The 12,236-nt window shown below is 45.4% G+C and carries 14 protein-coding genes; all 14 read left to right on the top strand.

Annotation, left to right across the window (positions count from 1 at the left end; genetic code table 11):
- Positions 1-21: 21 nt before the first annotated feature.
- Genes flgF through MHB46_RS04480 form a run of 14 tightly spaced genes read left to right on the top strand, consistent with a single transcriptional unit; the run spans position 22 to position 12,216 of the window.
- Positions 22-831 (top strand): flagellar basal-body rod protein FlgF, encoded by an 810-nt coding sequence (flgF, locus tag MHB46_RS04545; RefSeq protein WP_071640489.1) that lies wholly within the window; start codon positions 22-24, stop codon positions 829-831.
- A 60-nt stretch (positions 832-891) separates the two neighbouring features.
- On the top strand, positions 892-1,116 hold the full coding sequence (locus MHB46_RS04540) for a flagellar FlbD family protein (RefSeq protein ID WP_013309896.1): 225 nt from the start codon (positions 892-894) through the stop codon (positions 1,114-1,116).
- Positions 1,113-1,586 (top strand): flagellar basal body-associated FliL family protein, encoded by a 474-nt coding sequence (locus MHB46_RS04535; RefSeq protein ID WP_061831870.1) that lies wholly within the window; start codon positions 1,113-1,115, stop codon positions 1,584-1,586. Before MHB46_RS04540 ends, MHB46_RS04535 begins: the two co-directional genes overlap by 4 nt.
- A gap of 43 nt (positions 1,587-1,629) precedes the next feature.
- Positions 1,630-2,628 carry a flagellar motor switch protein FliM gene (fliM, locus tag MHB46_RS04530; protein WP_322251976.1) on the top strand — a complete coding sequence of 333 codons (999 nt, stop codon included), beginning with the start codon at positions 1,630-1,632 and terminating at the stop codon, positions 2,626-2,628.
- Complete coding sequence (gene fliY / locus MHB46_RS04525; protein WP_341161711.1) at positions 2,618-3,928, top strand: flagellar motor switch phosphatase FliY; 1,311 nt, start codon at positions 2,618-2,620, stop codon at positions 3,926-3,928. Before fliM ends, fliY begins: the two co-directional genes overlap by 11 nt.
- 29 nt (positions 3,929-3,957) lie before the next feature.
- Positions 3,958-4,323: a response regulator gene (locus tag MHB46_RS04520; protein ID WP_010346372.1), complete on the top strand. Its 366-nt coding sequence runs from the start codon at positions 3,958-3,960 to the stop codon at positions 4,321-4,323.
- A 12-nt stretch (positions 4,324-4,335) separates the two neighbouring features.
- On the top strand, positions 4,336-4,869 hold the full coding sequence (locus MHB46_RS04515; RefSeq protein WP_209941756.1) for a flagellar biosynthetic protein FliO: 534 nt from the start codon (positions 4,336-4,338) through the stop codon (positions 4,867-4,869).
- Positions 4,866-5,621, top strand: a complete 756-nt coding sequence (fliP, locus tag MHB46_RS04510; RefSeq protein ID WP_013309901.1) for a flagellar type III secretion system pore protein FliP — start codon at positions 4,866-4,868, stop codon at positions 5,619-5,621. Before MHB46_RS04515 ends, fliP begins: the two co-directional genes overlap by 4 nt.
- A gap of 37 nt (positions 5,622-5,658) precedes the next feature.
- The gene (gene fliQ / locus MHB46_RS04505; protein WP_007430038.1) at positions 5,659-5,928 is read left to right on the top strand and encodes a flagellar biosynthesis protein FliQ; all 270 of its coding nucleotides are present in this window, start codon (positions 5,659-5,661) and stop codon (positions 5,926-5,928) included.
- A gap of 10 nt (positions 5,929-5,938) precedes the next feature.
- Positions 5,939-6,724, top strand: a complete 786-nt coding sequence (fliR, locus tag MHB46_RS04500) for a flagellar biosynthetic protein FliR (RefSeq protein WP_023988198.1) — start codon at positions 5,939-5,941, stop codon at positions 6,722-6,724.
- Complete coding sequence (flhB, locus tag MHB46_RS04495) at positions 6,724-7,836, top strand: flagellar biosynthesis protein FlhB (RefSeq protein WP_341161710.1); 1,113 nt, start codon at positions 6,724-6,726, stop codon at positions 7,834-7,836. Before fliR ends, flhB begins: the two co-directional genes overlap by 1 nt.
- Before the next feature lie 23 nt (positions 7,837-7,859).
- A complete protein-coding gene (gene flhA, locus MHB46_RS04490; RefSeq protein ID WP_016820963.1) occupies positions 7,860-9,893 on the top strand; it encodes a flagellar biosynthesis protein FlhA in 2,034 nt (677 codons plus the stop codon).
- Positions 9,890-11,332 (top strand): flagellar biosynthesis protein FlhF, encoded by a 1,443-nt coding sequence (gene flhF, locus MHB46_RS04485; protein WP_341161709.1) that lies wholly within the window; start codon positions 9,890-9,892, stop codon positions 11,330-11,332. The genes flhA and flhF overlap by 4 nt, the downstream gene beginning before the upstream one ends.
- Complete coding sequence (locus MHB46_RS04480; protein WP_341161708.1) at positions 11,329-12,216, top strand: MinD/ParA family protein; 888 nt, start codon at positions 11,329-11,331, stop codon at positions 12,214-12,216. Before flhF ends, MHB46_RS04480 begins: the two co-directional genes overlap by 4 nt.
- Positions 12,217-12,236: the final 20 nt, after the last annotated feature.

Genomic DNA, 12,236 nt, shown 5'->3' with positions numbered 1-12,236 from the left:
TCAGAGGAGGATTTATACTCAATGTTGAGATCAATGTATTCAGGTGTATCGGGCATGAAGGGCTTTCAAACGAAGCTGGACGTTATCGGTAACAACATTGCAAACGTAAATACTACAGGCTTCAAGTCCAGCCGTGTGATGTTCAAGGATATCTTGAGCCAAACGAGTTCAGGCGCAAGTGCGCCAGACGGAACAACAACCGCCGGGCAAAATGCCAAACAGGTAGGTTTGGGAGTGTCGGTCAGTTCAATTGATACACTGCACCTTCCAGGTAGTGCAATGACTACGAACAACCCAACGGATTTACGTATTAACGGTGACGGATTTTTCCTGGTCAAAATGAATGATGCACAGGAAGTTCCTTATCTGACTCGTGCGGGTGATTTTCACGTAGATGCGAACCGAAACCTGGTTACTTCTGATGGATTTTTCGTAGGAGATGCGGGTGGAGATCCCATCACACTTGCTGACAATGTTACAGCGTTCTCCATCTCGCAGGACGGTACAATTGTACAACAATTGGATGACGGAACAGTTGATAATGGCACGCAAATCGGATTAGCCAGAGTCACGAATCCGGAAGGTCTGGAAAAAATCGGAGGGAGTTTGTACCGTACTACGGTCAACTCAAATATTGATGCAATTGAGCCTGGAGCAGCCAACTCAGAGGGGCGTGGAGCTATCATCGCGGGTCAGCTGGAAATGTCCAACGTTGATCTGACAGGCGAATTTACCGAAATGATCGTAGCTCAGCGCGGATTCCAAGCGAACTCGCGTATCATTACGACCTCGGATGAAGTTCTTCAGGAAGTTGTAAACTTGAAACGATAATCTCATTTAAACGCGGAGGAGTAGAGGCTCCTCCGCACCTATCAGGAGGTTGGTGTTACGATGATCCCGTTAACGCGGCTGAACGGCTCGCCTATGTGGCTTAATGCGCTGCTCATTGAGACTGTGGAGGAAACACCGGATACATACGTCACTTTGGTGACGGGGAAACGGTTGATTGTATTGGAAAAAGCGGCAGATGTCGTCTCCTTGATCAAGGGTTACAGCCGTGAAATCGGCATGCATGCCGCCACGATAAAAGTGCAACAAATGGAGGAAGACGAATGAAGAAGATGCTGCCATGGCTCATTACAATTTTACTCGCGATTACTTTGATTGCAGGCGCGGCCTTTGTACTTATACCAGCGCTTAGCGGGAAGAAGTCGGAAGTCATAACGAATGCGCAAGCTGCTCAAGCAGAACAACTTCCAAGATTGTCAGCAGATGAATTGGTGGAAGTGAGCTCTGAAATTACCGGTATCAAAACGAATTTGGCAGACGCAGATTATATTGTCCAGATGAACCTATCTTTTCAATTGAACGATGCCAAAGCAAAAGAATCTTTTGAAAAAATTAAAGACATCAGTATTAAGCCCATCGTTATTCAATTGCTTGCAGACACCAAACCTGATGAGCTCAGAACGGCTAAAGGCCGGGACCAGTTCAGTGACAAGCTGACGGATCTCATCAACAAGTCGCTCCCTGAAGGTCACCTGGGGAACGCCAAAATTACAGATTTTTTGCTGGCAGCCATTTGATTCCAGGTGAACTTGTCAGGAACACGTAAGGGGGTGAATAACATTGGTGGATGTACTGTCACAAGGGGAAATTGATGCCCTTTTAGCAGCTCTTTCGTCCGGTGAAATGGATGCGGAAGAACTTAAAAAGGAAGATACCCAAAAGAAAGTTCGCGCTTATGATTTTAAAAGAGCGCTTAGGTTTTCCAAGGATCATATACGGAGTCTGACGCGGATACACGAGAACTTTGCACGGTATCTGACCACATATTTTTCAGCGCAGCTTCGTACTTTTGTCCAAATTAATGTCGTTCAGGTGGAGCAGCTTCCTTATGATGAATTCATTCGCTCCATTCCGAAAATGACCATTCTAAACATTTTTGAAGCTGAACCGCTGGAAGGCCGTATGGTGCTTGAGGTTCACCCGAACGTTGCTTATGCCATGTTGGACAGGCTTCTCGGAGGAACAGGTTCGGCACCGTCAAAGGTTACTGCGTTGACCGAAATCGAGACGACGATCATGGAGCGAATTTTCAGCCGTACCTTTGATAGCCTGCAAGAGGCTTGGAAAACGGTACTGGACATTGAACCGCGCCTAGAGGCGATGGAAACGAATCCGCAGTTTATGCAGATTGTTTCGCCGAATGAAACGATTGCTCTGATTTCGCTTAGTACCAAAATTGGTGATACCACAGGGATGATTAACCTCTGTATCCCGCACGTGGTATTGGAACCCATTATGGCCAGACTGTCTACGCACCAGTGGTTTACATCCGAAAAGAAATCAAGGGCGCCCGAAGAGATCGACGCCTTGAGATTACGGGTCACCAAAGCAGAGCTCCCTATTATTGCGGAGTTGGGTGAATCCCGGATAAATGTAGCCGAGTTTCTGGGTCTTTCGATAGGGGATGTCATTTCATTGAACAAGCCTGTCAAAGAAGGACTATCCATCCGGGTAGGCGAGAAATTGAAGTTTATGGGAAGTCCCGGCATGGTAAGAGATCGTGTTGCCGTACAAATTGATGAAATTGTCAACGAAGGAGTTGAAGAAATTGACGAGTAAAGACTATTTGTCCCAGGAGGAAATCGATGCCTTGCTGAAACAGTCTGAAGCGGGGACGGATTCTACTCCCGCCAACAAGACCGTTGACGATTTTCTGACTCCTCTGGAGCAGGATGCTCTCGGGGAAATCGGTAATATAACGTTCGGCAGCGCAGCTACGGCTCTTTCCACACTGCTCGGTCAAAAGGTGGATATTACGACACCTAAAGTTTCAATTATTACCCGTTCTGAATTTGAAACTGCATTTCCAAAGCCACACGTAGCTGTACATGTAAATTATGTAGATGGATTCGAGGGTATTAACTCACTCGTAATCAAAAAGCGTGATGCACAAGTGATAGCGGACTTAATGCTTGGTGGTGAAGGAAACCCAGTAGATGAAGAATTGAATGAAATCCACATCAGTGCCGTGCAGGAAGCGATGAACCAGATGATGGGGTCGTCGGCGACCTCTATGTCTACCATGTTTAATCGTTTTGTTAATATCTCTCCACCGGGGATTGATATTTTGGATCCTATGCACGGTGATGGAGTATCCAGTCTGCCGGATGAAGAGACGCTCATTACAGTATCCTTCCGTTTATTGATCGGGGATCTTATTGACTCTACGCTGATGCAACTGTTACCTGTTAATTTCGCCAAAAAAATGGTGAGCATCCTAATGAATGGCGGAGAGGATGAGGAACAACCGCAAGCGTCCGCACAGCAGGTAGCTGCAACAGCAGCTCCTGAAGCGCCGCAACAAGCTAGCGTTCCGCAGCAACCGCCTGCACCAACCTATCAGCAGCAGCCTGCAGCCGCGCAGGCGCCACAAGACGCAGGCTATGGGCAACAACCGCCAATGTATCCTCAAGACCCGGGATATGGGCAGCAGGGCGCTCCAGGCTATGGAACACCGGGTTATGGAATGCCAGCTGGTGTACCGCCGCAAGCTCCTTACGGAACGCCTCATCACTACGGCGCAGTACCGGGACGTAATGTAAATGTACAACCTGTACAATTTTCTAACTTGCAGTCCGGTGCATTTGCGCAAGTGGATGAAAACAATTTAAATTTATTGATGGACATTCCCCTTAGAGTCACCGTAGAATTAGGAAGGACCCAAAAGCAAATTAAAGATATTCTGGAGCTCTCACAAGGTTCAATTATTGAACTGGACAAGCTTGCCGGGGAGCCGGTGGACATTTTGGTTAACAACAAACTGATTGCCAAGGGCGAGGTTGTCGTAATCGACGAGAACTTTGGCGTGCGTGTAACAGATATTGTAAGCCAATGGGACCGTATTCAAAAATTACAATAAAAGCATAATTTAGGGAGGATTTATTTCAGATGGCAAACCGTATTTTGATCGTGGACGATGCTGCATTTATGAGAATGATGATTCGGGACATCCTGTCCAAAAATGGATTTGAAGTAGTAGGAGAGGCCCAGGACGGATCACAGGCCATTGAAAAATTCAAGGAGCTTCGTCCGGACCTGATTACGATGGATATCACGATGCCTGAAATGGACGGCATTGCCGCTCTGAAGGAAATCAAACAAATTGACGCGAACGCAAAGGTTATCATGTGTTCCGCGATGGGTCAGCAAGCAATGGTTATTGATGCCATTCAAGCTGGCGCAAAAGATTTTATCGTTAAGCCTTTCCAATCGGATCGGGTTATCGAAGCCATCAACAAAACACTGGGTGTGTAAGGCGCACCCAGTATGGATACACAACAGGGTGCCTCTGACGCATTGAGTACATCCAGCAATATAGGCAACATTGCCTGGGTCCTTTTCGTGCTAATCTTTATCATCGTACTGATCGTGTACTTGATACGGTTTTTGAGTAAAAGAAATCAGAGCTGGTTCAGCAACCGCTCCGTTCGCATACTGGGAGGCGTGGGACTTGGTCCCAATAAATCCCTTCAGCTTGTTGAAGTTGGTAGCAGTGTGTACCTCATTGGTGTGGGAGAAGATATCCGGCTTGTTGACAAAGTATCCGATCCTGAAGAAGTGGAGCAAATTTTGGCCGCACTGGAGCAAGAAGCTTCTCTGCAGCGCGGCCCGATTGCCCCGCTATTCGCTAAAATTGCGGATAAGCTTCGCCGGAACAACGCGGCACAGCAGCAGTCTGAAGAGGAGACATCTTTTCACGAGATGTTTGAATCCAAGCTTCGGCAAATGCCGAATCGCAAGGATAAACTTGAAAAGCTGCGCAATGAGGAGAATACTACAGATCGGTCGGGAGATTCATGAGAAAAAAGATTATACTTGCATGTTTGCTGCTTGTCTTGTTCAGCTTCATTTCGGTGACGGCGGCCTCTGCGGAACCGATTCCGAACATTGATATTCAAGTCGGCAATTCGGACAAAGGACAGCCCGGTGCCACCTCGCTGTCTATTATTTTACTTATTACTGTCATTAGTGTAGCACCGGCGTTGCTTGTACTTATGACAAGTTTTACGCGAATTGTGATTGTGCTTGGCTTTGTGCGAACTTCGCTGGGAACCCAGCAGATGCCGCCTAATCAGGTGCTTGTCGGGCTGGCTTTGTTTCTCACTTTATTCATTATGGCACCGACGTTCTCAGCTATGAATGAAACTGCACTTCAGCCGTATCTCAAGGGGGATATAACACAGTCTCAGGCGCTGGATAAGGCATCGGTACCGATCAAGACCTTTATGTTCTCTCATACACGTGAGAAGGATCTACTGCTCTTTATGAAATACACCAAGATGGAAAAACCAAAGAATTATCAGGATATTCCACTAACGGTGATGGTTCCGGCTTATGCAATCAGTGAGTTGAAGACGGCATTTCAGATGGGCTTTATGATTTTCATACCGTTTTTAGTTATAGACATTGTGGTGTCGAGTACACTCATGGCTATGGGGATGATGATGCTACCACCAGTAATGATTTCACTTCCTTTTAAGATACTGCTTTTCGTACTTGTAGATGGTTGGTATTTGGTTGTCAAATCATTGCTTCTGAGTTTTAACACATGAATACTTCATGCAAGGACAGCAATCAAGGAGGACGGCAATGACTTCGGAGTTTATTATTTCCCTGGCTGGGCAAGCGGTGTACATTGTACTCAAGGTGAGCGCTCCGATGCTGATTTTGGGGCTAGTCGTGGGTTTGATTATCAGCATTTTTCAGGCGACAACCCAAATTCAGGAGCAAACACTGGCCTTTGTTCCGAAGATTGTCGCCGTATTGCTGGCATTGCTTTTGTTCGGGCCCTGGATATTGACCACATTAGTGGACTTTACGTATAACATTCTGGACAATTTGTACAAATATATAGGTTAGGCTGAATGTTATGAACATATTGTTACAGAGTTTTCCTGTTTTTTTGCTGATTTTTTGTCGGATTACTTCATTTTTTGTAGTAGCGCCTATTTTTTCAACCCGAGGGGTACCTAATATCTTTAAGGTCGGAATTTCAGGATTTCTAGCTTTGGTCGTGTATCTTACATATGGTACGCATCAACAGGTACCGACCGATGTAGCGTATGTGCTCTTAGTGGGCCGTGAAGTGCTGATTGGGTTGTTATTGGGGTTTACTGCATATCTGTTCATGACAGCGATCCAAACCGCAGGTTCTTTTATAGACCTACAGGTGGGTTTCGGAATGGCGAGTGTGTTTGATCCCATGACAGGGGCTTCAACGCCTTTAACGGGGAATTTTAAGTTTGCCATTGCAGTATTGTTCTTTTTAAGTATAAATGGGCACCATCATCTGCTAAATGCTATCTTATACAGCTATGATTGGGTACCGTTGACAAATGATTTTTTTGTAAAGCTGTATGGTGGCAGTGTAACTGAATTCCTGGTACGTTCTTTTGCGGAATCATTTATGCTTGCTTTTCAAATTGCTGCTCCTATTGTAGTGGCTACCTTTTTAACAGATGTGGGACTTGGTTTTTTAGCTAAAACAGCGCCACAATTCAACATTTTTGTTATTGGTGTACCTCTTAAAATTATTGTGGGACTGTTCATGTTACTGCTTCTCATGCCAAGTTTTGCTTTTATATTCGAAAGATTGTTTTCGGTGATGTTCGAATCCATGCGCAACTTGTTGGATATTATGGGTAATCGTCCTTAATGTCTGGTCTGGAGGAACGTAGTTTGTCATTTAAATATGCTATGAACCTGCAGTTGTTCTCAGGGGAAAAAACGGAAAAAGCTACACCCAAAAAGAAACAGGATGCAAGACAAAAAGGGCAGGTTGCCAAAAGCATGGAGTTGCCCGCCGCTGGTGTCCTGCTGGTTACGTTTTTTTGCCTCATGATTTTCGGCGGGTATTTTAAGGACCATGCAGTTCGACTATTTCGAGATATTTTTGTGAATCGGCTCTCTATGGAGGTAACGCCGAACACAACGCTGCTGATGATGGGCGAGTATGGCGTGCAAATCTTGATTATGCTGGCACCTATTTTTATTGGGGCTATTGTCATCGGGATAGCAGCCAATTACATGCAGATCGGTTTTTTATTAACCGGAGAGGGCATTACGCCCAAGTTTAGCAAGCTTGACCCGATTAAAGGATTCAAAAACATTTTTTCCATGAGATCATTAGTTGAATTCCTGAAATCTGTTTTAAAAATGACCATAATTGGTTATCTGGTGTACAGCGTACTCTGGAAAACAAAGGCTGACCTACCCAAACTGGCTGAAATGTCCGGCGATCAGATGTTGAGCTTTACAGCTTCATTAACGATGGAACTGGGGCTCAAAATTGGTGTGGTGCTGTTCGTTTTAGCGGTATTGGATTATATGTATCAACGTTATGAGCATGAGAAAAACCTGAAAATGTCCAAACAAGACATCAAGGATGAATACAAGAAAATGGAGGGTGACCCGCTGATTAAAGGGAAAATTCGCGAGCGTCAACGCCGTATGGCTATGCAGCGTATGATGCAGGAGGTTCCTAATGCAGATGTCATCATCACCAACCCTACGCATTTTGCTGTGGCTTTGAAATATGACGGTTCGGAGATGGAAGCGCCGCAGATTATTGCGAAAGGGCAAGATTACGTTGCACTCCGAATTAAAGAAATTGCCAAGCAAAACGGCGTAATAACGATGGAAAACAAGCCGCTGGCGCGGGCGCTGTTTCAAAGAGCCGAAATCGGGGATGCGATACCAGCTGATCTGTTCCAGGCCGTTGCCGAAGTGCTGGCGTATGTATATAAATTAAAAGGTAAAGTGAAATAAAGGGATCGGAGGGCTAGAGACCCGTGAAAATAAAAGAAATAACTGTCCTTGCAGGCGTCATCGGTATCGTTCTTATGATGATTCTCCCGATCCCATCATGGCTGCTGGATATCCTACTCGTCATTAATATTTCTATTGCTTTGATGATTCTACTCGTTTCTATGAATACGAAGGAAGCTTTACAGTTTTCTATTTTCCCTTCATTGCTGCTCATTACAACGTTGTTTCGTTTGGCACTTAATATCTCTACAACCAAACTTATTTTAGGTGAGGGACATGCAGGGGAAGTAGTTGCTACGTTTGGTAGTTGGATTGCAGGAGGGCAAATTGCCGTCGGTTTTGTTGTCTTTCTCATTCTCGTGGTCGTACAGTTCATTGTTATCACCAAGGGATCTGAGCGGGTTGCTGAGGTAGGCGCACGGTTTACATTGGATGCGATGCCGGGTAAACAAATGAGTATTGATGCTGATCTGAATGCAGGTTTGATCAATGAGCAGCAAGCCCGTGAACGACGCAGTAAAATCGAACGGGAAGCTGATTTTTACGGAGCGATGGATGGTGCGAGTAAATTCGTTAAAGGTGATGCCATTGCTAGTATTATCATTTTGATCATTAACTTGGTCGGCGGCTTTATTATCGGTATGGCCGTTCAGGGGAAAGGATTTCAAGAGGCGCTGTCGACTTATTCTGTACTCACCATTGGTGACGGACTGGTCAGCCAGATTCCCGCACTGCTCATATCCACGGCGTCAGGCTTGATTGTTACGCGGGCTACGTCGGATGGCAACTTGGCAGAGGATTTAACTGGACAGCTCTTTTCTTATCCAAAACTGATCTACATTGTGGCTGCCACAATTGCATTATTGGGCCTCTTCACGCCTATTCATATCATTACAACTCTTCCACTGGCGATTCTGCTGTTTTTCGCGGCTCGAAGAATGCAGGGCAATATGGAACGCAAGCAGATAGCCGATGAACAGCTGGAAGAGGAGCAACAAATTGAAGAAGTCCGTAGTCCAGAAAGTGTCATTAATCTGCTTCAGGTAGATCCAATTGAATTTGAATTTGGATACGGGTTAATTCCGCTGGCGGATACACAGCAGGGCGGGGATTTATTGGATCGGATTATTATGATCCGTCGTCAATGTGCTTTGGAGCTGGGTTTGGTTGTGCCGGTCATTCGTATTCGGGATAACATTCAGCTCAAGCCTAACGAATATGTCATTAAAATTAAAGGTAATACCGTGGGCGGCGGGGAGCTTCTGTTAAATCATTACCTGGCTATGAGTCCGGGATACGACGATGATTCTATTACAGGGATTGAAACGACAGAACCGGCCTTCGGATTGCCCGCGCTCTGGATTGATGAAAACACCAAGGATGTTGCGGAACTATCGGGTTATACCGTAGTTGATCCACCTTCAGTTGTAGCTACTCATCTTACGGAGACGATTAAGAAACATGCTCATGAGTTGCTTGGCAGACAGGAAACACGGTCGCTGGTCGACAATCTCAAAGAGAATTATCCAGTGCTGGTGGACGACCTTATTCCTTCTGTGCTTGCGATTGGGGATGTACAAAAAGTGTTAGCCAAGCTGTTGAAAGAAAAAATCTCCATTCGCGATATGGTGACTATTTTCGAAACGCTAGCTGACTACGGTACTTATACAAAAGATCCCGACGTGCTGACTGAATATGTCCGTCAGGCGTTGTCCCGACAGATTACGCAGCAATTTGCCCAACAAGGGGAGACGTTACGCGTTATTACAGTGGGACCAGGATTGGAGAAGAAAATTGCTGAAAGCGTGCAACAGTCGGAGCAAGGTAGCTATTTGGCTCTTGATCCGGTGTCTACGCAAACGGTGTATCAAAGGATGATGGAGCAAATCAACCGTCTCATTCAATCTGGACAGCAGCCTATTGTGTTAACGTCACCGACAATTCGGATGTATTTGCGGCAAGTGATGGAGCGGACTATGCAGGATGTCCCGGTACTGTCGTACAGTGAGCTGGAGCCGAACGTTGAAATTCAAAGTGTCGGGGTGGTGAACTTATGAGAGTGAAACGCTATGTAGTGGATACCATGCCAGAAGCTATGCTGCAAATCAGGGGTGACTTAGGAACAGACGCCGTCATTTTAAGTACAAAGGAAATGAAGGTCGGCGGTTTCATGGGAATGTTCAGTAAAAAGAAAATCGAAGTGGTAGCTGCGGTAGAGGAGAGACAACCTCAAAAGCCACGACGGTTTGGATCATCTTCACAAGAGCTTGCCCAGGCGGCTTCATCTTCAATGAATGCTCCTGAACAGTCAGAAAAATCATTTATGCCTGTGGTTCCCAGACAAGCTGCTCCAGAAGCTTATCGGCGGGTAACGCAGATGACGGGTGGTTCCAAAGAAGAACAAGCTGAATTAACGAATGATGCAGAACAGGCAGCTTCAGCAACTGAGCATTTGTTATCTAGGCCTGCTAATAATCTGGAGACTATGTCTCAAGTACTTGATCATGAAGCATTGCTTTCGAACATGAAATCATCCAGTGAACTGTTTAAACAGCCCATTGAAGTAAGTGTTCCAGAGAAGAGCGGAGCAGAGGAAAATCAGGCTCTGCTTAATGAATTGCGGGAAATGAAGGCTATGATGACTCGGTTTTCCCGAAATTCTTCATTGGAAAGTACTTGGCCGGAGCCGCTGCAAGAGATTTGTGAGCGTGTGCTGGAGCAGGAAGTGGAACGCGATTTACTGGAGTATTGGCTCGAACAGGTATATGTGCGCCGGAGTGAGCATCCTTTTGCGCCTGAAACTTTTGATTGGGAAAAAGCCTTTCGTGAGGAAGTGGCCAGTTTTATTCAGACAAGACTGGACAAAGGGATCTCCAAAGATACCAAAATTGTGTATGTGGCAGGTCCTACTGGAGTAGGGAAAACGACAACCATTGCCAAGTTAGCAGCAGAGCAGTTGTTTAAGCATCATCGCAAAGTTGGATTTATTACTTCTGACACGTACCGGATTTCAGCCGTCGAGCAACTGCGTACATATGCTACGATTTTGAATGTACCGCTTGAAGTTGTGCAGTCTCCCGGTGACGTCCACAGAGCCATTCAACGTCTGGAACATTGTGACCTGATCCTCATGGACACCGCAGGACGAAATTATCGTAATGAATTACTTGTTTCGGAACTGCAAAGTCTGCTTTCGCCTATTAATGAAAGTGAGACGTATCTGGTACTCAGCCTCACATCCAAAAGCAAAGATATGCTCAATATAACTGGACATTTCAGTAAGTTTGGTCTTGGTAAGGTTGTATTTACTAAGATGGACGAGACAGGTAGCTGCGGTGGAATGTTTAATCTTTTGTATCAATTTCCGATGCAACTGGCCTATATTACCAATGGACAAAATGTTCCTGACGACCTGCTTCATCCCGATACAGAAATGGTGACAAGCATGCTGCTTGGACCCAAAGCATCATCAGGAGCTAACGGAGATTCCATATGAGTGACCAAGCCCAATCACTTAGACAAATGGCTTCTTCCTTAGATAAATATCGATTGCCCCCACGTAATCGTCAAGCCCAAATTATAACGATTACCAGTGGCAAAGGCGGGGTGGGCAAATCCAATTTTACGCTGAATTTTGCTCTGGCTCTGCAATCCCTTGGTCGAAAGGTACTTGTGTTTGATGCTGATATCGGTATGGCCAATATTGATGTCTTAATGGGGGCCAATTCACAATACAATCTTCTTCACCTGTTAAAACGTGAGAAATCAATTGATGAAATTATTCAAACGGGTATAGGTGGTTTGCCTTATATTGCTGGAGGATCGGGCTTGAGCGAATTGTTTACGTTATCGGATGACGATCTGAATTATTTTGCCGAAGAAGTAGAAAAAATGGCGGCAGATATGGATTACATTCTATTTGATACAGGTGCAGGTTTATCTAAAGAAAACCTTAAATTCATCACTTCAGCTGACGAATGCCTGGTCGTAACCACACCGGAACCGACGTCCTTAACAGATGCGTATGCGCTAATTAAAGTCGTCAGCGGGTTGCAAAAGGATACGGTATTCAAAATTATAGTCAATCGTGCCGATAACGATAATGAGGCCCGTCAAGTTGCCGATAAGATCGCACTGGTTGCGAAACGCTTTTTGGAGATCGAAATCCCGTTGCTTGGGCATATCAGTGATGATACTCATGTCATGCAAGCAGTCAAAAGGCAAGTACCTTTTATGGTTGCTTTTCCGGGATGTGCGGCTTCAAGAGATGTATTGAATCTGGCACACCGTTTTGCAGCAATGCCACAGATTCCGCAATCAGGTGCATTGAGTGGAATTAAAGGGTTTATGCAAAAATGGTTGCGACGTTCTGTACATTGATTTTGATGAGAGGAAACAGA

The sequence above is a fragment of the Paenibacillus sp. FSL H7-0703 genome (genome assembly GCF_038003485.1).
GTDB lineage: Bacteria > Bacillota > Bacilli > Paenibacillales > Paenibacillaceae > Paenibacillus > Paenibacillus polymyxa_B.
This window is presented reverse-complemented; position numbering and strand designations above follow the sequence as displayed.

Bases quoted from the DNA above. Each gene is read 5' to 3' on its own strand.
- flhB (WP_341161710.1), top strand. From the start codon at position 6,724: ATGTCTGGTCTGGAGGAACGTAGTTTGTCATTTAAATATGCTATGAAC.
- MHB46_RS04540 (WP_013309896.1), top strand. From the start codon at position 892: ATGATCCCGTTAACGCGGCTGAACGGCTCGCCTATGTGGCTTAATGCG.
- fliR (WP_023988198.1), top strand. From the start codon at position 5,939: ATGAACATATTGTTACAGAGTTTTCCTGTTTTTTTGCTGATTTTTTGT.
- MHB46_RS04515 (WP_209941756.1), top strand. From the start codon at position 4,336: ATGGATACACAACAGGGTGCCTCTGACGCATTGAGTACATCCAGCAAT.
- MHB46_RS04520 (WP_010346372.1), top strand. From the start codon at position 3,958: ATGGCAAACCGTATTTTGATCGTGGACGATGCTGCATTTATGAGAATG.
- flhF (WP_341161709.1), top strand. From the start codon at position 9,890: ATGAGAGTGAAACGCTATGTAGTGGATACCATGCCAGAAGCTATGCTG.
- MHB46_RS04535 (WP_061831870.1), top strand. From the start codon at position 1,113: ATGAAGAAGATGCTGCCATGGCTCATTACAATTTTACTCGCGATTACT.
- fliQ (WP_007430038.1), top strand. From the start codon at position 5,659: ATGACTTCGGAGTTTATTATTTCCCTGGCTGGGCAAGCGGTGTACATT.
- fliP (WP_013309901.1), top strand. From the start codon at position 4,866: ATGAGAAAAAAGATTATACTTGCATGTTTGCTGCTTGTCTTGTTCAGC.
- flgF (WP_071640489.1), top strand. From the start codon at position 22: ATGTTGAGATCAATGTATTCAGGTGTATCGGGCATGAAGGGCTTTCAA.
- MHB46_RS04480 (WP_341161708.1), top strand. From the start codon at position 11,329: ATGAGTGACCAAGCCCAATCACTTAGACAAATGGCTTCTTCCTTAGAT.